Annotated in this window: 26 protein-coding genes; 8 read left to right on the top strand and 18 right to left on the bottom strand. The window is 73.3% G+C overall.

Annotated elements, in window-relative coordinates; genetic code table 11:
* Window positions 1–27: 27 nt before the first annotated feature.
* The 3 genes from dmpG to H4696_RS03845 all read right to left on the bottom strand — a co-directional run bounded on the left by dmpG (window position 28) and on the right by H4696_RS03845 (window position 2,253).
* Window positions 28–1,053, bottom strand: coding sequence for a 4-hydroxy-2-oxovalerate aldolase (dmpG, locus tag H4696_RS03855; RefSeq protein WP_086864839.1), 1,026 nt, complete (start codon window positions 1,051–1,053; stop codon window positions 28–30).
* Window positions 1,050–1,949, bottom strand: coding sequence for an acetaldehyde dehydrogenase (acetylating) (locus H4696_RS03850; protein ID WP_192782052.1), 900 nt, complete (start codon window positions 1,947–1,949; stop codon window positions 1,050–1,052). Before H4696_RS03850 ends, dmpG begins: the two co-directional genes overlap by 4 nt.
* 115 nt (window positions 1,950–2,064) lie before the next feature.
* On the bottom strand, window positions 2,065–2,253 hold the full coding sequence (locus H4696_RS03845) for an MFS transporter (protein ID WP_143265315.1): 189 nt from the start codon (window positions 2,251–2,253) through the stop codon (window positions 2,065–2,067).
* Window positions 2,254–2,325: 72 nt separating this feature from the next.
* Here H4696_RS03845 and H4696_RS03840 point away from each other — a divergent pair, with 72 nt between their 5' ends.
* Window positions 2,326–2,541, top strand: a complete 216-nt coding sequence (locus tag H4696_RS03840; protein WP_086863700.1) for a hypothetical protein — start codon at window positions 2,326–2,328, stop codon at window positions 2,539–2,541.
* A 1-nt stretch (window position 2,542) separates the two neighbouring features.
* Here the strand turns inward: H4696_RS03840 and H4696_RS03835 are convergent, their stop codons facing one another.
* Together H4696_RS03835 and H4696_RS03830 are read right to left on the bottom strand one after the other, a co-directional pair.
* Window positions 2,543–2,755, bottom strand: a complete 213-nt coding sequence (locus H4696_RS03835) for a hypothetical protein (protein WP_086863699.1) — start codon at window positions 2,753–2,755, stop codon at window positions 2,543–2,545.
* Between the two features lie 88 nt (window positions 2,756–2,843).
* Entirely contained in the window at window positions 2,844–3,413 is a 570-nt protein-coding gene (locus H4696_RS03830; protein ID WP_086863698.1) for a helix-turn-helix domain-containing protein, read from the bottom strand.
* An 18-nt stretch (window positions 3,414–3,431) separates the two neighbouring features.
* On the opposite strand from H4696_RS03830, the gene H4696_RS03825 reads away from it, so the two are divergent.
* A complete protein-coding gene (locus tag H4696_RS03825) occupies window positions 3,432–3,920 on the top strand; it encodes a GNAT family N-acetyltransferase (protein ID WP_086863697.1) in 489 nt (162 codons plus the stop codon).
* Here the strand turns inward: H4696_RS03825 and H4696_RS03820 are convergent.
* The gene (locus H4696_RS03820; protein WP_192782051.1) at window positions 3,917–4,501 is read right to left on the bottom strand and encodes a helix-turn-helix domain-containing protein; all 585 of its coding nucleotides are present in this window, start codon (window positions 4,499–4,501) and stop codon (window positions 3,917–3,919) included. The two genes, H4696_RS03825 and H4696_RS03820, sit on opposite strands and share 4 nt — an antisense overlap.
* 77 nt (window positions 4,502–4,578) lie before the next feature.
* Here H4696_RS03820 and H4696_RS03815 point away from each other — a divergent pair, with 77 nt between their 5' ends.
* The 3 genes from H4696_RS03815 to H4696_RS03805 all read left to right on the top strand — a co-directional run bounded on the left by H4696_RS03815 (window position 4,579) and on the right by H4696_RS03805 (window position 6,858).
* Window positions 4,579–5,517: an NAD(P)/FAD-dependent oxidoreductase gene (locus H4696_RS03815; RefSeq protein WP_086863701.1), complete on the top strand. Its 939-nt coding sequence runs from the start codon at window positions 4,579–4,581 to the stop codon at window positions 5,515–5,517.
* 32 nt (window positions 5,518–5,549) lie between these two features.
* Window positions 5,550–6,008: a group II truncated hemoglobin gene (locus H4696_RS03810; protein WP_086863702.1), complete on the top strand. Its 459-nt coding sequence runs from the start codon at window positions 5,550–5,552 to the stop codon at window positions 6,006–6,008.
* A gap of 259 nt (window positions 6,009–6,267) precedes the next feature.
* Complete coding sequence (locus tag H4696_RS03805; RefSeq protein WP_086863703.1) at window positions 6,268–6,858, top strand: TIGR03086 family metal-binding protein; 591 nt, start codon at window positions 6,268–6,270, stop codon at window positions 6,856–6,858.
* On the opposite strand, the gene H4696_RS03800 is transcribed toward H4696_RS03805, so the two are convergent.
* The 3 genes from H4696_RS03800 to H4696_RS03790 are packed head-to-tail and all read right to left on the bottom strand — an operon-like array spanning window position 6,806 to window position 9,559.
* Window positions 6,806–7,705 carry an NAD-dependent protein deacetylase gene (locus tag H4696_RS03800; RefSeq protein ID WP_086863704.1) on the bottom strand — a complete coding sequence of 300 codons (900 nt, stop codon included), beginning with the start codon at window positions 7,703–7,705 and terminating at the stop codon, window positions 6,806–6,808. The genes H4696_RS03805 and H4696_RS03800 overlap by 53 nt on opposite strands.
* Complete coding sequence (locus H4696_RS03795; protein ID WP_086863705.1) at window positions 7,705–8,607, bottom strand: MarR family winged helix-turn-helix transcriptional regulator; 903 nt, start codon at window positions 8,605–8,607, stop codon at window positions 7,705–7,707. Before H4696_RS03795 ends, H4696_RS03800 begins: the two co-directional genes overlap by 1 nt.
* A 13-nt stretch (window positions 8,608–8,620) precedes the next feature.
* Window positions 8,621–9,559: a DUF3800 domain-containing protein gene (locus tag H4696_RS03790; RefSeq protein ID WP_192782050.1), complete on the bottom strand. Its 939-nt coding sequence runs from the start codon at window positions 9,557–9,559 to the stop codon at window positions 8,621–8,623.
* Between the two features lie 135 nt (window positions 9,560–9,694).
* On the opposite strand from H4696_RS03790, the gene H4696_RS03785 reads away from it, so the two are divergent.
* Window positions 9,695–11,299, top strand: coding sequence for a hypothetical protein (locus H4696_RS03785; RefSeq protein WP_086861874.1), 1,605 nt, complete (start codon window positions 9,695–9,697; stop codon window positions 11,297–11,299).
* Here H4696_RS03785 and H4696_RS03780 read toward each other — a convergent pair.
* From H4696_RS03780 to H4696_RS03770, 3 genes are read right to left on the bottom strand one after another with little or no spacing between them, the layout of a single operon-like run.
* The gene (locus tag H4696_RS03780; RefSeq protein ID WP_086861875.1) at window positions 11,296–11,724 is read right to left on the bottom strand and encodes a Rieske (2Fe-2S) protein; all 429 of its coding nucleotides are present in this window, start codon (window positions 11,722–11,724) and stop codon (window positions 11,296–11,298) included. The genes H4696_RS03785 and H4696_RS03780 overlap by 4 nt on opposite strands.
* Window positions 11,725–11,738: 14 nt before the next feature.
* The gene (locus H4696_RS03775; protein WP_086861876.1) at window positions 11,739–12,281 is read right to left on the bottom strand and encodes a DUF6529 family protein; all 543 of its coding nucleotides are present in this window, start codon (window positions 12,279–12,281) and stop codon (window positions 11,739–11,741) included.
* Window positions 12,281–12,961 carry a hypothetical protein gene (locus tag H4696_RS03770; RefSeq protein ID WP_086861877.1) on the bottom strand — a complete coding sequence of 227 codons (681 nt, stop codon included), beginning with the start codon at window positions 12,959–12,961 and terminating at the stop codon, window positions 12,281–12,283. The genes H4696_RS03775 and H4696_RS03770 overlap by 1 nt, the downstream gene beginning before the upstream one ends.
* Before the next feature lie 133 nt (window positions 12,962–13,094).
* Here H4696_RS03770 and H4696_RS03765 point away from each other — a divergent pair, with 133 nt between their 5' ends.
* Window positions 13,095–14,117: an alpha/beta hydrolase gene (locus H4696_RS03765; RefSeq protein WP_086861878.1), complete on the top strand. Its 1,023-nt coding sequence runs from the start codon at window positions 13,095–13,097 to the stop codon at window positions 14,115–14,117.
* The gene (locus H4696_RS03760) at window positions 14,114–14,968 is read left to right on the top strand and encodes an alpha/beta fold hydrolase (RefSeq protein ID WP_086861879.1); all 855 of its coding nucleotides are present in this window, start codon (window positions 14,114–14,116) and stop codon (window positions 14,966–14,968) included. The genes H4696_RS03765 and H4696_RS03760 overlap by 4 nt, the downstream gene beginning before the upstream one ends.
* Here the strand turns inward: H4696_RS03760 and H4696_RS03755 are convergent.
* From H4696_RS03755 to H4696_RS03730, 6 genes are all read right to left on the bottom strand, one after another.
* Entirely contained in the window at window positions 14,926–15,267 is a 342-nt protein-coding gene (locus H4696_RS03755) for a DoxX family protein (RefSeq protein ID WP_086861880.1), read from the bottom strand. The genes H4696_RS03760 and H4696_RS03755 overlap by 43 nt on opposite strands.
* A 267-nt stretch (window positions 15,268–15,534) precedes the next feature.
* A complete protein-coding gene (gene ligD / locus H4696_RS03750; RefSeq protein ID WP_192782049.1) occupies window positions 15,535–16,509 on the bottom strand; it encodes a non-homologous end-joining DNA ligase in 975 nt (324 codons plus the stop codon).
* 50 nt (window positions 16,510–16,559) lie between these two features.
* Window positions 16,560–16,979 carry a DUF6292 family protein gene (locus H4696_RS03745; protein WP_086861881.1) on the bottom strand — a complete coding sequence of 140 codons (420 nt, stop codon included), beginning with the start codon at window positions 16,977–16,979 and terminating at the stop codon, window positions 16,560–16,562.
* Between the two features lie 62 nt (window positions 16,980–17,041).
* Window positions 17,042–17,446 (bottom strand): STAS domain-containing protein, encoded by a 405-nt coding sequence (locus H4696_RS03740; protein ID WP_086861882.1) that lies wholly within the window; start codon window positions 17,444–17,446, stop codon window positions 17,042–17,044.
* A gap of 241 nt (window positions 17,447–17,687) precedes the next feature.
* Entirely contained in the window at window positions 17,688–18,608 is a 921-nt protein-coding gene (ligD, locus tag H4696_RS03735) for a non-homologous end-joining DNA ligase (protein ID WP_169735035.1), read from the bottom strand.
* 16 nt (window positions 18,609–18,624) lie between these two features.
* Window positions 18,625–19,359, bottom strand: a complete 735-nt coding sequence (locus tag H4696_RS03730; protein WP_086861883.1) for a GAF and ANTAR domain-containing protein — start codon at window positions 19,357–19,359, stop codon at window positions 18,625–18,627.
* Window positions 19,360–19,367: the final 8 nt, after the last annotated feature.

The raw sequence follows: 19,367 nt of genomic DNA, 5'->3' as shown, positions 1-19,367 counted from the left end.
ACCACGGGCGAAGCCCGGGTCCGGTTGCTACCCTTCCGCGGCCAATTGCACCGCGACGTCGATGATCATGTCCTCCTGGCCGCCGACGAGGGCGAGTTCGCCGCAGCGGCGCAGGATCGCCTGGGCCGGGACGCCGTAGCGCTCCGCCGCGCGCTCGGCGTGCAGCAGGAAGCTCGAATAGACCCCCGCCCAGCCCTGGACGATCGCGTTGCGGTCCATCTTCGGCCAGCGCTGCAGGTACGGGCGGACGACCTCCTCGGCCGCGTCGAGGAGACCGCCGACGTCGAGGCCCGTGCCGATCCCCATGCGGTCGAACACCGCCGCGAGGACCTCCGTCGGCGAATTGCCCGCGCCCGCGCCGAGGGCGCACAGCGAGCCGTCGATGTAGCGGACGCCCGCTTCGTAGGCCAGGACCGAGTTCGCGACGCCGAGCGAGAGGTTCTGGTGCCCGTGGTAGCCGACCCACGCCGTATCGCCGACCTCCGCGACCAGTGCCTCGAACCGCGCCCGCGCTTCGTGCATCAGCAGCGCACCTGCCGAGTCCGTCACGTACGCCGCCTGGCAGCCCGCGTCCACCATGATCCGGGCCTGCTTCGCCAGATCTTCCGGCGGCGTCCGGTGCGCCATCATCAGGAACCCGGCCGTTTCCATGCCGAGTTCGCGCGCCAGGCCGAAGTGCTGCGGCGAGACGTCGGCCTCAGTGCAGTGCGTCGCCACCCGCACCATCTCCGCGCCCGCGTCGAACGCGCGCTGCAGGTCTTCCGCCGTCCCGATGCCCGGCACGAGCAGGACGGCGATCTTCGCCTGCTTCGCCTCTTCGCGCGCCGCGGCGATCAACTTCAGTTCGTCGACGGCGGAAAAGCCGTAGGTGAACGACGAGCCGCCGAGGCCGTCGCCGTGGGTCACCTCGATCACCTCGACGCCCGCGCGGTCCAGCGCGCGCACGGTGTCACGCACCTGCTGCTCGGTGAAGCGGTGGGCCATCGCGTGACTGCCGTCGCGCAACGTCGTGTCGACGATCCGGACGTCGTGGCGCAATTCCGGCCGGGTCATGCGGGCACCTCCTGCTTCGCGCGCGCCATCAGCTCGCCGACGCGCGCGGCCGCGGCGGTCATGATGTCCAGGTTCCCGGCGTACTCCGGGAGGTAGTCGCCGTTCCCGCGGACCTCGAGGAAGATGCCGACGCGCGCGTGGCCGTCCCAGTCCTCGCGCGCGTCGTCGAACTGCGGATCGGCGCGCAGGGTGTAGCCGGGGACGTACTGCTGCACCTCGGCCACCATTTCGTGGATGGACGCGGTGATCGCGTCGCGGTCGGCGTCGAGGCCGATCGCGCAGAACACCGTGTCCCGCATGATCATCGGCGGCTCGACCGGGTTGAGGATGATGATCGCCTTGCCGCGCCCCGCCCCGCCGATCTCGGCCACCGCCTGCGACGTCGTGCGCGTGAACTCGTCGATGTTCGCGCGGGTGCCGGGACCCGCGCCGCGCGAAGCCACCGAGGCGACGATCTCCGCGTACGGAACCGTCGCCACCCGGGAGACGGCGTGCACCATCGGGATGGTGGCCTGGCCGCCACACGTGATCATCGAGACGTTCGGGGCGTCGAGGTGGGCGCCGAGGTTGACCGGCGGGCACACCATCGGGCCGAGGTGCGCCGGGGTGAGGTCGATCGCCTGGATGCCCGCCGCCTCGTAGCGCGGGGCGTTCGCCGCGTGCGCCTTCGCCGACGTCGCCTCGAACACCAAGTCGGGCAACGGGTCCTGGCGCAGCAGCCAGTCGACGCCTTCCGCGGACGCCGCGATCCCCTGCGCGCGGGCGCGTTCGAGACCGTCGGACTCGACCACGCCGACCACGTAACCGACTTCGATCACTTCACTGCGTCGCAGCTTCGCCAGCAAATCGGTGCCGATGTTGCCGGGGCCGACGATCGCCGCCATCACGGGAGCCATGGTCCGACGGTCGCACCGGACTCGGCGGCCGGGACAGCCTGGCGTTCCGGCGAGCGGAACACCCGGCGGGGAACCACGAGCGCGGCGAGGACGGCGGCCGCCCCGCCTCAGGTCATCACGGCCGGACGACGTCGCGCAGCAGCGGCGTGAGGTAGGTGCAGGTGCCGAAGTGGGCCAGCACGACGAGGAACGTCACGATAAGTCCACTTCGGACACCACGGCGGGCCGGCGGGTCACGTTCATGCGCCCAGTGGATCGACGGCGGTCCGCGCAAGCCGGCAGGCTCGCGATAGCTCGGGGTCACGGCGGATTCCCGCCGGTTTGAGCCTCACCCGATCGGGGCAAATCCGGAGTACGGATCGATCAAGGAGGTTCGATGGCCGAACGGCGTTGGCACTTCATCCCGAGCACCACCCCGTTGTGCTGGCTGAACCTGGGCGTGGGGGCGGTCCTGCTCCTGTCCAGTGTCTTGACGCTGACGAGGGCGGAAACCCGCGCGCCCGTCCTGTCGGTGATCGCGGCGGTGGCGGCGGTCGCGTTGATCGTCCTGGCCGCGATCGGCCTGACCCGGCCCCGCTTGCGCGGCCGCTGACTCAGCGCGTGCGCCGCTTGGTGGTGGTGCGGCGCGGGGTGGTCGTGTGCTTAGTGGTGGCTGTCGCCGTGTGCGCCCTCGTCTGTGTCGTTGTCGGCGTCGGCGCCGTGGTCGTCACCGGGAGTTCCGTCGTGACGGGGAAATCGGTGGTCGGCGTCGGCGGGATCAGCCGCCCGGTGCCCGATCCGCCGCCGGCGCAGGCGGCGAGCAGCACAACCGCACCCAGGACGACTCCGCAGCACCAAATCCGCACCACCGGACGGTAACAGCGCGGCGCGCGCGAAACCGGCGAAACGGGGAATTCACCGGTTTCCGCGTGGCCGCATGATCAGCGCCGCGACGTGGTAATCGCACGGATCCGCGTCGCGGTTCGCGTACGAATGCGGGGCGTCGGCGGGAAAGTAGAGCGAATCGCCCGCGTTCAGGACGTACTCCGCCTCGCCGACGCCCAGGTGCAGCACCCCCGATTCGACGGCGACGAACTCGTGGGAACCCGGGGCGTAGGCGGGGAACGCGCCCGCGTCGCAGTGCGGCGGCAACGTCGTGCGGATCCATTCGAAGTTGACGCCGGGGACGACCGGGGTGAGCACCGTGCGGTGCCAGCCGCCCGGTTCGGCGATGTGCTCCTGCTCGGCGGCGCGGCGGACGAGCACGCGGTCGGTTTCGAGGTCGGCCAGCAGGCGGGACAGCGACAAGCCGAGCCCGTCGGCGATCCGGGACAGCACCACGACCGTCGGCGTCTTCTCGCCGCGTTCGATGGCCGACAGCATGCTGACGCTGACCCCCGCCGTCCCGGCCAGCGCACTCAGCGGCAACCCGCGGTCGGCGCGGAGTTCGTGCAGGCGGCGGCCGAGGAGGACCGGATCAATCATTCCTCTATGATAGCCATCATGTCCACTATAGAGGAAGCAACGGCGGCCGACGCCGAGGGCATCGCCGCCGTCTTCGCGCCGTACGCGACTGATTCCGTCGTCACGTTCGAGACCACGCCGCCGACCGCGGACCAGTGGCGCGCGAAGATCCGCGAAAGCGCGTGGCCCTTCCTCGTCCTCGCCGACGAAGGCGAAGTCCTCGGCTACGCGCTCGCGGCGCCGTGGCGGCCGAAACCGGCGTACCGGCACACCGTGGAGACGACGATCTACCTCGCGCCGACCACCACCGGCCGCGGCCACGGGCGCCGGCTGCTCGGCGAACTGCTGAAGCGGTGCGGCGAAGCGGGCGCGCGGCAGGCGATCGCGGTGATCGTCGACTCCGGCAGCCCGGCCTCGCGGAACCTCCACCTCGCGGCCGGCTTCACCGACGCGGGCTTGCTGCGGCGCGTCGGGTTCAAGCAGGACCGCTGGCTCGACACCCTGCTGATGCAGCGCGAGCTGGGCTAACGGGACTTAGCCCGCAGGTGGAGCCGCTCCCCCTGCTTGCCGAACAGGCTGAGGATCTCCGCCGGCCGCTCGACCGCGCCGAACCAGTGCGGCAAGCGCGTGTCGAACTCCGCCGCCTCGCCGGGCCCCAGGATCATGTCGCGGTCGGCCAGGACCAGCCGCAACCGTCCCGATAGGACGTACAGCCACTCGTAGCCCTCGTGGACCTGGGGATCGGGCTCGCCCGTCTCCGGTTCCAGGATCATCTTGAACGCCTGGGGCGCGCCGGGCTGGCGGGTCAGCGGCAGGACGGTCATCGCCGCGCCGTTGTGGCGCGGGATGCGGCGGGCGGTGAGCCGGACGCGGGGGTCGCCGACCTCCGGGGCACCCACCAGCTCGTCGAGCGGGACCTGGTGCGCCTGCGCGATCGGCAGCAGCAGCTCCAGGCTCGGCTTCCGCTGGCCGGACTCCAGCCGGGACAGCGTGCTCTTCGAAATGCCGGTCGCCGTCGAGAGGTCGGCCAGCGTGACCCGCCGCTGGGTGCGGACCCGCTTGAGCCGGGGGCCGACCTCGGAGAGGGCCTGGGTGATCGCGTCCGTCATGCCTCCAGGAAACCCGCTTGTCCCGGAAACGGCAACATTAGTTGTCGGTTTCGCGAGTCCGGGTTCATCGTGGCGGCATGACCGAAAACAGCTATGACGTCCTGGTGGTGGGCGGCGGGGCCGCCGGCCTGAACGCCGCCCTGATGCTGGGCCGCGCGCGGCGGCGGGTCGCCGTCGTCGACGCCCGGGCCCCGCGCAACGCCCCGGCCGAGCACATGCACGGCTTCCTTTCGCGCGACGGCCTGCCGCCGTCCGAGCTGCTCGAAATCGGCCGCGCGGAGCTCGCCGGCTACGGCGTCGACTTCCTCGAAGACAGCGTCACGCGGCTCGAGCGCGGCTTCACCGCGCGGCTGGCGAGCGGGCGGGAGCTGACCGCCCGGCGCGTCCTGGTCGCCACCGGCGTCCACGACGACCTGCCGGACCTGCCCGGGCTGCGGGAAAGCTGGGGCACCGACGCGGTGACCTGCCCCTACTGCCACGGCTACGAGGTGCGCGACCAGCCACTCGGCGTGCTCGGCACCGAACCGATGAGCGTCGAGCACGCGCTGCTGGTGCGCCAGTGGTCCCCCGACGTCGTCTACTTCGCCCACACCGCACCACCGTCCGAAGCGGACCGCGAACGGCTCGACGCGCGCGGCATCCGCGTGGTCGACGGCGTCGTCACCGCGGTGCGGCGGGAAGGCGGGCGGCTGACCGGGATCGAGCTGGGCGACCGGTTCGTGCCGCGGACGGCGCTGTTCCTCCGCACCGTGACCGTCCCGCACGACGAACTCCTGCGCGGGCTCGGCTACACCGAAGGCGCGGTCGACCCCAGCGGGAAGACCAGCGTGCCGGGGGTGTGGGCGGCCGGGAACGTCGTCGACGCGCGGGCGACCGTGATCATCGCCGCGGCCCAGGGCGCGGCCGCCGCGGGCGCGCTCAACCACGACCTCGTCACCGAGGACGTCGAGCGGGCGGTCGAGGCCTACGGCGGCTTCTCCCCCGCCGCGGAACGCGCGGCCGCCGGCGCGCGCTAGCTTCCGGGGGCGCCGCGTGCCAGGCTCGGCGGGTGCGCCCCACGCTCTACGAATTCGCCGGCGGTGACCCCGCGTTCCTCGCGCTGGCCGCCGCCCACCACGAACGCTGCCTGGCCGACCCGGAGCTGAACCACCCGTTCTCGCACCCGGGTCAGCACCCGCAGCACGTCCAACGGCTGGCTCACTACTGGGCCGAGGTGCTGGGCGGCCCGCCGCGGTTCTCGCAGGAGTGCAGCGACCACTCCGCGATGCTGCGGATGCACGCCGGCAACGGCGACATGAGCGACCTCGGCCGCCGGTTCGTGAGCTGCTTCGTCCAGGCCGCGGACGACGCCGGCCTGCCCGCCGATCCCGAATTCCGCGCCGCGCTGCGGGCGTACATGGAATGGGCGGTGGCCGAGGTGCTCACCTACCCCGGCCCGGCCGACGAGGTGCCCGCGGAGCTGGCCATGCCGCATTGGTCGTGGAACGGGTTGCAGGCCCCGCGCTGATCCGGCCAAAAGCAGGCCGCCCCCGAGCGGCACGTATCCGTCGCCACGAAAGCTGTTCGGCCGTGGCTGTGGTCGGATCAGTGCGAACGGCACTGTAACGCGCTGGGCGGCCGCCGCGTCTTGCAGGCGACGACCGGCTGTGGAGGTCCGTCGCCAGAGCCCGGTCCGGGCGGGTTCCCCCACCCACCCGGACCGGGCTCGTCCACCTCGTCCGAAACCCGCGAGCGCCGCCCGCGGTGCCCGGGCCAGACTGGCGCCCATGCTCATGGATCGGTTCCTGCTCGCCGGCAAGGGTTTCGAGCACCACCTCCGCGCGGTCCCGGCCGGTGCGTGGGGCGCGCCGACGCCGTGCTCGGAGTGGGACGTGCGCGCGCTGGTGAACCACATGACCCGCGGCAACCTCAACTACGTCGGGCTCCTCGGCGGCGCCACCCGCGCCCAGTTCCTGGCCGCCCGCGACACCGACGCGCTCGGGGACGACCCCGTCACGGCGTTCACCGATTCCGTGCGGGTGTGCGCGGAAGCGTTCGCCGCGCCCGGCGCGCTGGACCGGGTCGTCGACTACCCGCTGGGCGAGCTGACCGGGCGGCGGGCCCTGGCGGTCCGCACGGCCGACAGCACCGTGCACACCTGGGACCTCGCCCGTGCCCTCGGCCGCGACGAAACCCTCGACCCCGGTCTCGTCGCGTGGCTCGACGACGACCACGACGCCATCTTCGCGGGGCTCGAGCTGAACCCGCGGGTCTTCGCCGCGCCGCTGCCGGGAGAGTCCGGCGAAGCGCGCCAGGACCGGGTGCTCAGGCGGTTCGGCCGCGATCCCCGCAGCCCAGCCGGGCGGCCAGCTCGGTGAGCGCCCCGCCGAGCGGGCGGTCGACCCGCACGGAGGCGTAGCGGTCGCCGCGCGTTTCACCCTGGTTGACGATCACCACGGGCTTGCCCGCCTTTGCCGCGTGGCGGACGAAGCGGAGGCCGGACATCACCGTCAGGGACGAGCCGAGCACCAGCAGCGCCTCGGCGTCGTCGACCAGGCGGTAGCACTCCTCGACGCGCGGGCGCGGGACGTTCTCGCCGAAGAACACCACGTCCGGCTTGAGCACACCGGACACGCAGTCCGCACACGGCACGGTCGTGAAGCGGCGCACGACGTCGTCGGGCAGTTCGACGTCGCCGTCGGGGTTGATGCGGGTGGCCGCGCCGTCGAAGTCGGCGTTCGCCGCGCGGAGACGGCGGTCCAGCTCCGCGCGCGGGCTCGTGCGGCGGCAGCCGAGGCAGATCACGCGGTCGAGGCTGCCGTGCAGCTCGATCGCGTCCGCCGTGCCCGCCGCCTGGTGCAGGCCGTCGACGTTCTGGGTGATGACGCCGTCGACGTACCCGCCTTCGCGCAACGCGGTCACCGCGCGGTGGCCGTCGTTGGGGTCGGCGCGGGCGATCGTGCGCCAGCCGAGGTGGCTGCGCGCCCAGTACCGCTGCCGCCCTTCGGCGCTGGTGACGAACTCGTCGTAGGTCATCGGCGTGTGCCGGCGCAGGCTGCCGGTCTCGCCGCGGTAGTCGGGGATCCCGGACTCGGTGGACAGCCCGGCGCCGCTCAGCACGGCGACGCGGCCGCGCGCGACGACGCCGGTGAGCTCGTCGAGGCCGGCCGTCCGCGGCAGCGGCGCGTCGGCCGACGTCCAGGAGAGGGTGGGGCGGGTCCGCACTAATCCAGGGTACGGGGGCCGGCGAGGTGCTTCTCGAACCAGTGATCGGCGTAGCGCTCGTCGTTGAACGGCGCGACCTCCCGGTAGCCGGCCGCGCGGTACAGCCCGATCGCCTCGGCGAGCACCCGGTTGGTCTCCAGCCGCAGCGTCCGGACGCCACGGGCGGCGGCGTGCGCCTCCAGCTCGGCGAGCAGCCGCCGCCCCAGCCCGAGACCGCGCGCCGACGGCGCCACCCACATCCGCTTGACCTCGGCGGGCGCGTCGCCGTGGAACTTCAGCGCGCCGCACCCGACCGGCTCGGCGTGCAGGGTGGCGACCAGCAGCACCCCGGCCGGCGGCGTCATCTCGGCGTCCGCGGCGGGGAGGCTGAGCTCCGGGTCGAAGCCGCCGTCGATCCGCCGGGTCAGCTCGGCGAAGTAGGCGCGCAGGCAGAACCGCGCCGCGGGCCGCGCCGGCGGGGACACCGCGACGTCGACCGCCGACGCCGTCAGCAGCCGCTCGACCTCGGCCATCGCGGCGACGAGCCGGGCGCGCTGCCCGCCGGACAGCGGCCCGAGGATCGACGCGGCGGCGTCGTCGGACAGCCGGTCGAGGGTGGCGCGTTCGGCCACCCCGGCCTCGGTGAGCCGAGCGGTCCGCACCCGCCCGTCGGCGCCGCTCGGTTCGACGCGCACCAGGCCGTCCTGTTCGAGTCCGCGCAGCAGCCGGCTCAGGTAGCCGGAGTCGAGATCGAGCCGTTCCCGCAGCTCGCGCACGTCCAGCCCGGACGCGCCGATTTCCCACAGGACCCGCGCCTGGCCGAGCGGCCGGTCGCGGGCGAGGAAGGCGTCGTCGAGCGCGCCGATGCGCTGGGTGACCGTGCGGTTGAACCGCCGGACGCCGTCGATCAGCTCCCGGTCCATTCCCTGACTATAGTCAGCAATCTCCGCTGATCGCTCGGCTGCCGAGCCCGTCCCAGACGGATTCTGAGTCCACAAAGGACTTCAGCAGCCCGGTCAGGCGGGCGTCGCCGCGGCCGTTCAGCTCGTCGGAGGCGATGCGGCGGGCGACGCCGGCGAGGAAGTCGGCGATCTGGACCCGGGCGTCGGCGCGGGAGTCGACGAACCGGACGCCCGCCAGGCGGTGGCCGAGGGTGGCCTTGAGCTGCAGCACGCGCTCGGGGGTGAGCGCGAGCTGCTCGTCGTGGACCAGGGCGACCGGCGTGCCGTCCGCGCTCCAGTGGCGGACCGTGTGGATCACCGCGGGCACCAGCGGGTCCAGCACCGGCACCAGGCCCGGCTCGCTCGCCAGCCGGGCGCGGTAGGCGGCCACGCGGTCGCGGCCGCCGCGGAAGCGGGCGACGATTTCGCCGGCTTCGCCCGGGGTCGCGGCGAGGTCGTCGACCAGCGCGAAGAACCGCTCCGGCGACGTCGTCAGGCCGCGCCGGGGGTTCAGCCGCAGCACGCTGGTGAACGCCGTCAGGAAGTACTCCCAGCGAGCGGCGCCGAACGCCGCGGGACCCGCGCGGTAAAGGGTGCGGGCGAGTTCTCCCGCGTCCGGTCCGGCCAGCAGCTCGACCGCGGCGCGCACGGCGAAGAGCGTCTTGTCGGTCAGGTGCACGTGGCCGCGGCCCGCGAGCGGGCCGCCGGGGTCGAGCAGCCACTCGAGGACCGGGCGGTGCTTGGCGCGCAGCAGGTGGTTGGCCTTGTACTCCTCGGCCAGGGAGCCGATGCGCACCCGGATCTCGCGCACGCAGGCGGCCGCGGCTTCCGGAGTCAGCCGCACCCCGGCGTGGGCGAAGACGTCGGTTTCGCCGCCGAGCAGGTTTTCGCCCTCCGAGCCCGACTCGTCGCAGGCGATCTCGACCGGGCTCACCCGCCCGATGGTGCCAGAGCCCGCCGCCCGCGGCGACCGCTTTCGCCACCCGGCGGTCACGGTTGGGCCACGGCGGCTAACGACCACGGCGGGTCCGGTGACTCGCGAAGAACAGGGGACCCCCGGGAGGCGCGAATGGCCACGAACGACCGCCCGGCCCGGCTCGCCCTCACCGCGGCCGTGGTCGCGATGCTGCTGGGCGGAGCGGGAACCCTGGTGCAGCAAGGGTTTCCGGCGCGTCCGGGTGGGACGGTCGCGGGGGTCGAGGTCACCGGCGTGCCCGCGGTCGTGCACCCGGCGCCGGAACCGGCTGTGGCGACGCCTATGACACGCCGGACCGGCGGCGGCGCGGACATCGGGTTCACCGGCGGCGTGCCGCGGCTGCGGATTGCGGCGCCTGCGCCGCCGCCGGGGTTCGCGGCGGTCGTCGTGACCGCGGACGGGACCCGGTTGCTGCCTGCCGCTTACGACACCGCTACGCGGAGCATCGTCGCGGACCTGCCGCGGCCGGGGCGGTTCTGGGGCGGGCTGCTCGACCTCGCCGCCCTCGGCCGCGATGTGGAGCCGGTTCCGGCGGGGCGGCCGGATTGCGCCGGGAGGGCGGCGAGTTCCGGTGGGGTGACGGTCGATCCGGGGGAGGTCGCCAGCTCCGGCAGCGCAGCCGCCGAGCCGGAGCACGCCGCGGCCACCGGCAACGCGACCACCGACACCAGGCACACGACCAGCTCCGGCGGCGCGAGCACCGACCCCAGCCACGCGACCGGCCCCGGCAGCGCAGCCGCCGAGCCTGGGCAGCTACAAGCTCCGGTGTGGGTTTGCGTGACTGCCGATGCCGGACGCGCGGGCATCACCCTGACCTCGCACGCCCGCGTGCCGTACCGGATCGCCGTGCCGCCGGGCTGGCCGGAATCGGCCGCGCGGACCGGGCCGCCGCAGCAGCGAGACCTGCTGTGGCCCGGGACCTCGGTGACCTACGAAGTCCCGTTCACCCGGCTGCCCGCAACACTCCACGGCCAGCCGGACCCCGGCGCCGCCCTCGGTGCGGCGCTCGCCGCCGCGGCCCACCGCGTCGCCACGCTGTTCGGCTCAGCGGACGGGCCCAGCCCAGCACCGGACGTGCTGACCTGCGCCGCCGCCGTCGCGGCCGCCCGCTATACCGCGGACCGGCCCGTCACCGAGGTGGCCGCCGACGTCTGGGCGGCGCTCAAGCTGTGTCACCCGGACGGCGGTGACACCGTGCGCTGGTTCCTCGCCGCCGGAATCGGGGCCGTGACGGGCGGGACAGGGCCCGCCTTCGACGTCCCCATCACCACCAGCCGCGCGCAGCGGTTCACGCAGACCATCGAGTACCGGCCGAAGACCGGGGCCGCAACGGCTCACGCCACCGGCCGGTGCGGGGCGGTGTCCGCGGTGTCCGGCCGCCACGACGCCTACCGGTGCACGAGCGGCGGCACCACCTACGACCCGTGCTTCGCCGGGCCGGAGCCGCGGGTCGTCTGCCTGACGTCGACGGCCGGGGCTGTGCTGCTGACCTACACCGGCGGCCTGCCCTCGCCACCGCAACCCGGCGGGCCGGCCGATCCGTTCCTGCTCACGCTGGCGGACGGCCTCCAGTGCCTCGCCGTCGCGGGCGACGGGTACGCCTGCACCGACGGCCGTACCACACTGCACGGCGACGTGGACACGTCGAGTCCGATGTGGACGGTCGACGGCCGGACTGTCGCCAAGGCCTACACCTAAGCGAGAGTGATCTTGCCGCCGGTGACCGTGACCGCCTTCTTCGGCAGTGGCTGGGCCGCCGGGCCGTTCGCGACCGAGCCGTCGGCGACCTTGAACTTGCTGCCGTGGCACGGGCAGTTGATCGTGCCGTCCGCGACCGCGTCCACGGTGCAGCCCTGGTGGGTGCAGACGGCGGAGAAGGCCGCGAAGGTCCCCGCCACCGGCTGGGTCACCACCACCTGCTTGTCCGCGAACACCTTGCCCCCGCCGACCGGGATGTCGGCGGCCGCCCCGAGTTCGGTGCCGCCGGCCGCCGGGGCCGGTGGGGCGGACGGCGCCGGGGCCGCGGTGCCGCCGTAGGTGCTGCAGCCGGCCACCAGGCCCGCACCCAGGACCGTCAGCGCCGTCCGGCGCGCCAGCACCGGGTCCGTGTCGTCGTCGCGCACTTTTCGTCCTCCGCCTAGAAGGTCAAGCCGGACTGGGTGAAGAACCACAGCGACGCGCTCAGCCACAGCCCGACCAGCCCGGTGAAGACCAGGCCGCCGAGCAGCGGCAGCGCCCAGCCGGGCGCGCCGTCCCTGCGCAGCAACAACATCTTCGCGACGAACGCGCCGTAGAAGAAGCAGCCCAGCAGGGAGTGCAGCAGGACGCGCGTGTCGAACGACTGGAACCCGAGCGCGTAGAGGCAGTGCAGCGCCACCGGGATCGACACGAGGAAGGCCACCCGGCCGGACCAGCGGTGCACGGCGCCCATCCACGCCGGTGTCGTCCCGAGCTTGCCGTACAGCGAAAGCGCCGAAAGCAGCTGGACGATGGCCAGCACGACGACCACCGTGGCCAGCCACGCCTTCACCGACTGCGGGCTGGAGAACCCGGCGACGTTCACCGCGACGCCGGTCGGCGTGTGCAGGCTGCCGTACACGCCGAGCACCACCGAAACGACGGCGCCGGCGAGCAGCGGGACCAGGAGCGCGACCGCGGTGCGGTGCCCGGCCGTGGTCATCAGAAGTCACCGGTCCCGGCCAGGCCGCTGATCGCCTCGGCGGGCACGGCGGCGCCGTCGACGGTCGCGGTGCCCTTGGCCGGGTCGAACGGCGGGGCGGCCGTGGCGTCGTCGTCCGTGGCGAGGATGCCGACCTGGCTGCCGTCGGGCAGCACGATCCAGCCTGCCTTCGCCTGCCGGCCGCGCACCTTCGGCGTCGCCCGGTAAAGCCCGGCGGGCTTCTTCGCCACCGGCGCGGTGAACTGCCACGTCTTGCCGGACGCGGTCACCGTGCCGGTGACCGCCGTGGCGTCGAAAATGCCGGTCAGCGCGGCGTTCTTGGCGCCTTTCAGGTCCAGTTTCCCGCCGGTCGTCACGCCTTGCAGCCACGCTTCGACCTTCTTGCCGTCGCACAGGTAGGCGATGGCGTGGCCGTCGCGCACCGACACCGCGACCGACGCGCCGCCGCCGGTCACCCGTCCGGCGTAGTCCGCCCGCGCGGGCGCCGCGGGCTTCGGCGCTTCCGACGTCGTCGTCGCGGCCGGCGGCGGTGCCGCCGCGGTGCTGCTCGCGGCACCCGCCGCGCTCGCGGCCCCGGCGACCGGCGCGGCGCCGGTCCCGGTCGCCAGGTTGACGATCCCGATCCCGCCGGCGAGCGCGACGCCGGCGAGCAACGTGTACAACGGCCCCGGATGTTTCATGATCTTCCCCGCATTCCCCTGACCCACCACCGTGCCCGTAACACGGAGGTCGGGGCGGAACGGCTCAACGCTACGCGCGGAAAAGAGGTATCGCTTAGCCCCTGCAACCGGGTACTTCTGGTTGACTGGCGCCATGCTGCCCTGGGAAGGCGACCTCGCCGGCCGGCTCGACCGGCACACCGTGGACTCCGAACTGCTGCGCGGCAACCCGCTCGGCGACCCGCACGAACGGCCGCTGTGGGTGTACGTCCCGCCGGGCTACGACGACGGCGACCAGCGTTACCCGGCGGTGTACGTCATCCAGGGCTACACCGGGCACATCGCGATGTGGGCCAACCGCACGCCGTTCCGGCAGACCTTCCTGGAGACCGCCGACGCGGTCTTCGCCGGCGGCACCCCGGGCTGCGTGGTCGTGTACGTCGACGCGTGGACCGCGTACGGCGGCTCCCAGTTCGTCGACTCGCCGGGCACCGGCCGCTACCACTCGTACCTGTGCGACGAGATCGTGCCGTGGGTGGACGCGCGCTACCGCACCCTGCCGGTGCCGGAGTCCCGGGCGATCGCCGGCAAGTCCTCGGGCGGGTTCGGCGCGATGATCACGCCGATGCTGCGCCCCGACCTGTTCGGCGCGCTGGCGACGCACGCGGGCGACTCGCTGTACGAGCTGAGCTACCTCCAGGACTTCGGCAAGGCGGCCCGCGCCCTGCGCGGCTACGACCAGGACATCCTCAAGTGGTGGGCGGACTTCCGCGCGCGCCCGGCGTTCACCAAGCCGGAGGACGCGACGCTGCTGCAGCTGCTCGGCGTCTCGGCGTGCTTCTCGCCGCGGGAGGACGGGACGCCGGAGCTGCCGTGCGACCCGGTGACCGGCGCGGTGCGGCCGGAGGTCTGGGAGCGCTGGCTGGCCTGGGACCCGGTCCGGATGGTGCCGGACCACGCGGCGTCGATCCGCGCGCTGCGCGCGGTGTGGATCGACGCGGGCACGAGCGACGAGTACTACCTCGACCTCGGCGCGGAGGCCTTCCGGGCGGCGATCGCCGAGGCGGGCCTGCCGGACGAGCGGGTGCACTTCGAGCTGTTCGACGCCGGCCACGCGGCGATCGACTACCGCTACCCGCTTTCGCTGAAGTGGCTGGCCGAGCGGCTCGCCCGGTGACCGCTTTCGCCGAACACGACGTGCCGCTGCCTGGCGGGCGGACCTTGCACGCTTACGACAGCGGAGGTCCGGGGCGCCTGACCGTCCTTTGGCACCACGGCACGCCCAATCTCGGGGCGCCGCCCGGGCCGCTGCTTCCGCTCGGCGAGGAACTCGGGATCCGCTGGATCTCCTACGACCGGCCCGGTTACGGCGGCTCGACGCCGGTGCCGGGGCGGACGGTCGGGGACGCCGGCGAGTACGCGGCCGCCGTCGCCGACGCGCTCGGGGTCGAGCGCTTCGCCGTCCTGGGCCACTCCGGGGGCAGCTCGCACGCGCTCGCGTGCGCGGCGCTGCTACCCGATCGCGTCTTCGCGGCCGCCAGTCTTGCCGTGGTGGCGCCGTTTTACGGGAACGACTGGTTCGCGGGCATGGCCGACCCGGGTGCCCTGCGTGCCGCCACGGAAGGCCGCGCCGCCAAGGAGGCGTACGAAGCCGCCGCGGAGTTCAATCCCGCCGTCTTCACCGACGCCGACTTCGCCGCGTTGAAGGGGTCGTGGTCCTGGCTCGACAGCGTCGTCCAGCCCGCGCTGGGGGCCGTCGGGCTGATCGACGACGACCTCGCCTACGTCGCGCCGTGGGGCGCCGATCCGGCCGCCATCACCGCGCCGGTGCTGCTGGTGCACGGCGAGGACGACCGGATGGTCCCCGCCGCGCACAGCCGGTGGCTCGCCGCGCGGTGCGCCCGCGCCGAGCTCCGGCTCACCCCCGGCGACGGGCACCTCTCCGTGCTGGACCACGCCGCCGCCGCACTCACCTGGCTCGCCGATCAGGCGAGCAGCGCCAGCGACGCGACGACGGGCGCCACGTAGATCAGCGGGAAGGCCACGTGCGCGTACGACCGGGCATGCAGCACGGTGACGACCGCACCGGCGAAGTACAGCACCAGGCCGATCGCCGCCGCGACGCCGATCAGCGGCACGAACAGCCCGACGACGAGGCCCGCCGCGCCGGCCGCCTTGGCCGCGCCGAGCCACGGCCACCACGCCTCCGGCACGCCGTATTCGGTGATCGGTTCGACGACCCACTTCGCGCGGGTGAACACCGAAACGGCCGAGAACCCCACGAACGCCGCGGCGGCCAGGGTGACGATCAGGTAGGCAGTCGACATCGGAACTCCTCGGGAGGTCGCGGGCGCCGGGGTTCCGGCGCCTTTCACCCCCACGACTCCGCGGGCCGAGCTGATGTGACCGGCCGTGACGGCGATCACATCGACAGCTTGCAATGTCATGAACGAGTCGTTCACCTCGCCGGACGCCAGGGGCCCCGGCAAAGTCGCGCCGGGCGGCTTCGTCGACGTCCTGAATGACTCATTCAGGTCTTCGGAGGTCCTGAATGACTCATTCAAGACACCGCGGGCCCCGGCGATTCCGGGCCGTCAGGGGATCCGCACCTCGTCCGGTGTCCGGTCGGGACGCAAGCCGCGCCAGGAAGTGTGGCGCAGGCGCAGGTCCGGCGTCAGCCGCCGGTAGACGACCTCGCCGACCAGTGCCGGCTCGACCCACTGCGCACCGCGGGCGCGGTCGCGGGGCACCTCGACGGCGAACGGGCTCGCCGCGCGGGCCAGCGGCGCCAGCACGGTGCGGAGGTGGTCCAGCGCGTCGTCGGTGAAGCCCGTGCCGACGTCGCCGAGGTAGCGCAGGCCACCGTCGCCGTCGTGCGCGCCGAGCAGGAGCGCGCCGAGCGTGCCCGCGCGGCGGCCGGCACCCGGGCGCCAGCCGCCGACCACCACTTCGCGCGTCCGCGTCAGCGCGTGCTTCGTCCACGTCGGCGAGCGCGTGCCCGGCAGGTACGGCGCGTCCAGGCGCTTCGCGACGACGCCCTCGATGCCGTGCTCGGCCGCCGTCGCCAGGAGCTGGTCCGGGGCGATGTCGGCGCGGGTGTACCAGGGCGGCACCACCAGCCTGCCGTCCGCGGGGCGGACCAGCTCCGCGAGGAGCCGCCGCCGCTGCTCGTACGGCCGGTCCAGCAGCGACTCGCCCCCGACGCGCAGCACGTCGAAGGCGAAGTAGACGACCGGGACCTCGGCCCGCAGCTTCGCCGTCGGCTCGTGCATCGCGCGGCGCTGCATCAGCTCGAACTCCGGGCGGCCGGCCGCGTTCAGCGCGACCACCTCGCCGTCCAGCACCGCCGCGTGCCCGCCGAGCGCCGGGCCGAAGACGTCCCGCAGCTCCGGGTAGCGGTGGGTGTGGTCGCTGCCGCTGCGGCTGGTGATCCGGGCTTCGCCGGTGGCCGCGATCCGGGCGCAGCCGCGGAAGCCGTCCCACTTCCACTCGTAGCCGTGGCGGTCGTCGTCCGGCAGCGGCCCGTCGACGGCCAGCATCGGCGCCACCGCGTCCGGGACCGTCCCCATCGCCACCTCCCCCGCCACCGTCAAGTGTGGCGGCCCGGCAGCGGGCGCGGTCACCGGGCCGGCAGCAGCGGCAGGAGCTCCTGGTGACTGCCGGCGCGGCGCAGCACCGGCGACCCCGGCCCGTCCGGTTCCAGCACGCCGGTCCGCAGCGCGGTCAGGAACCCCACGATCACGCGCGGCGGCGGCAGGATGTCCGCGCCGCCGAGGTAGGCCAGCACGATCATCTCCTCCCCGCACGCGGCCTCGACCGCGACCGCCCAGCCGTGCACCTCGTCCCAGAGCAGGGCGACGTCGCGTTCGGGGTACCGGCGCAGCCGCCAGTCCACCGCGAGGTAGGCCGACACCGGGACGTCCACGTCCACGGTGCAGGACTCGAGGCCGAAGCCGAGTGCCCTGGCCACCTCGCCCAGATACGCGCGCAGGCCGCGCTGGAACCAGAACTCGAGATCGGTGTCGATCAGGCCGGACACCCGTTTCCCTTCTCTTGCGCCGAAAACCGGCCGCGCACCCTGCGCGGCCGGTGGAACTGGGCTCAGCCGAGCGCGGCCAGCGCGTCGGCCCGGTCCCGGTAGCACGCGAAGCCGGCGATGCCGGTACCCCGCAGCAACCGCCACAGCTGCGGGGTGCGCACCACCCACGCGACCGGGACGGCCGCCTCGTCGGCGAACCACTGCACCCGGTGCAGCGCGCGGAGCCCGGCCCCGGAGCAGAACGCCACTTCGCCGAGGTCGACGACGAGCGCCCCGCCCGCCGCCAGCGCGGTCTCCGCGCATTCGACAAAAATTGTCACCGTCGCCATATCGATGTCTCCCGCTACGGAGACGACCGTGCACCGGTCACCGGCGAACGTCGTGGTGACCGAGAACGGCTCGCACAACGCCCCCGGCGAACTGCGGCCGAAGGCTCGCGAAAGCCGCGGCGGTTTCTGGATCTTCATGACCGGCTCTCCGGCGGCTCATGCTGACGGTTTACGCGTAGACCGTACCCACTTCGTCCACTATGCCGCACAACACGATCCGCACGGGCGGTGCCGCCGTGCAGCGACACGCCCGTCTGCACGTGCACGAGTCCACAGAGGACGATCAAGAGCGCCTGGTCGGGATCACGCTTCCGCAATCAATGGCCTCCGAACGGCGGGAACGCCGCCGCACCGGCCCCGGAATTGCGGTTTCCGAAATTCAGCCGAACGCAGGAATGGGAACCCGGGTGCGGCCCAGATCCGCGAAAAGATCTCCGGTCTCGCCGACCCGCGTCAAGACCTCTTCGGCGGTGAACCGGAGGTGCGAAACGTGCCGGCAGGCGCGCACCTCGTCCCAGGTGACCGGGGTGGACACCGTCGGCTCGTCGCGCCCGCGCAGCGAGTACGGCGCCACCGTGGTCTTGAACGGGTTGTTCTGGCTCCAGTCGATGAAAACCTTGCCGGGACGCAGATTTTTCGTCATACGAGCCACGACGAGGTCCGGCGTCTCGGCCGCGAGCCGCTCCGCCAGCGCTTTCGCGTACCGCGACGGCGCACCGGGGTCGTCGGTCTCGACACCGGCGTAGACCTGCATGCCCTTGGCGCCGCTCGTTTTCGCCACCGGCGTGAACCCGTGTCCGGTGAGGACGTCGTGGAGGCGCTCGGCGACCCGGGAGCAGTCGACGACCGTCGCACCGGGACCGGGATCGAGGTCGAACACCAGCCGGTCCGGCGTGCTCCGCTCGTCGCCGGGGCCGACGGTCCACTGGTGGACGTGCAGTTCGAGCGCGGCGAGGTTGGCCGCCCACACGAGCTCGGGCAGGTCGTTGATCAGCGGGTAGGCGACGACCTCGGGATCGCCGCCCCGGCCGCCGACGGTCAGGCGCGCGGTGCGGACCCACTCGGGGGCGTGCCGCGAGACGTCCTTCTCGAAGAAGGAGCCGCCGTCGACGCCGTCGGGGAAGCGCACGAACGTCATCGCCCGGTCGCGGATGTGCGGCAGCAGCAGGGGCGCGATCCGCGTGTAGTAGTCGAGCACCTCGCCCTTGGTGAACCCGTGGCGCGGGTAGAGGACCTTCTCGAGGTTGGAGAGCGTCAGCTGCCGTTCGCCCACCCGCACCGTGATCCGGCTGCCCGCCACGCCACCAAGGTACCGGTCAGGGCGTGACGCCGCCGGACACCACGCGAGCCACGAAGCGCTCCGCGACTTCGCGCAGTTTCGTGTTCTCGCGCTGCGACTGGTCCACCAGCAAGGCGAACGCGTCGTCGGCGTCGATCTGGCGGATCGCCATCAGCATGCCCTTGGCCTGGTCGATCACCGCGCGGGAGGTCAGCGCGGTGCGGAGGTTCTCCGCCGTGTCCCGCGCCAGCAGGTACCGGTGGTACACGCGCAGGATCGCCTCGACCGCCGCCGTGTAGAGCTCGAGCCGCTGCGCTTCGATCTCCGCGAAGCCGTCGCCCTGCCGCCCGAAGCAGTTGACCGCGCCGGAGAACTGCTCGTCCGCCACCAGCGGCGCGGCGAGGAAGCTGGAGAACCCCGCCTCCTCGGCCCCGCGGGCGAAGGCCGGCCAGCGCTCGACCGCGTCGGACACCGCCGTGCGCACGATCTTGCCGCTGCGGACCGCCTCGAGGCACGGGCCGTCGCCGAGGCGGTACTGATCGGCGTCGAGCTCGCTCACGACGTCGCTGGTCGCCGTCGCGGTGTGCGGCCGTTCCCCGGTCACCAGCGTGATCGACGCCTCGTCCACCCCGGGGACGGCGTGGCGCACCTGCAGGCACACGTGCCGCAGCAGGATCCTGAAGTCGTCCTCCTCCTGCAGGACGGCGGTCAGGGCTTCCAGTGCACCGGTGACCTCGTCGAACAGCGGCGAAGGCGTCGCGGCGGGCTCCATTTCGGCTC

It is taken from the genome of Amycolatopsis lexingtonensis (assembly GCF_014873755.1).
Lineage (GTDB): Bacteria > Actinomycetota > Actinomycetes > Mycobacteriales > Pseudonocardiaceae > Amycolatopsis > Amycolatopsis lexingtonensis.
The sequence above is the reverse complement of the archived record's forward strand: the minus strand, read 5'-3'. Positions and strand labels throughout refer to the sequence as shown.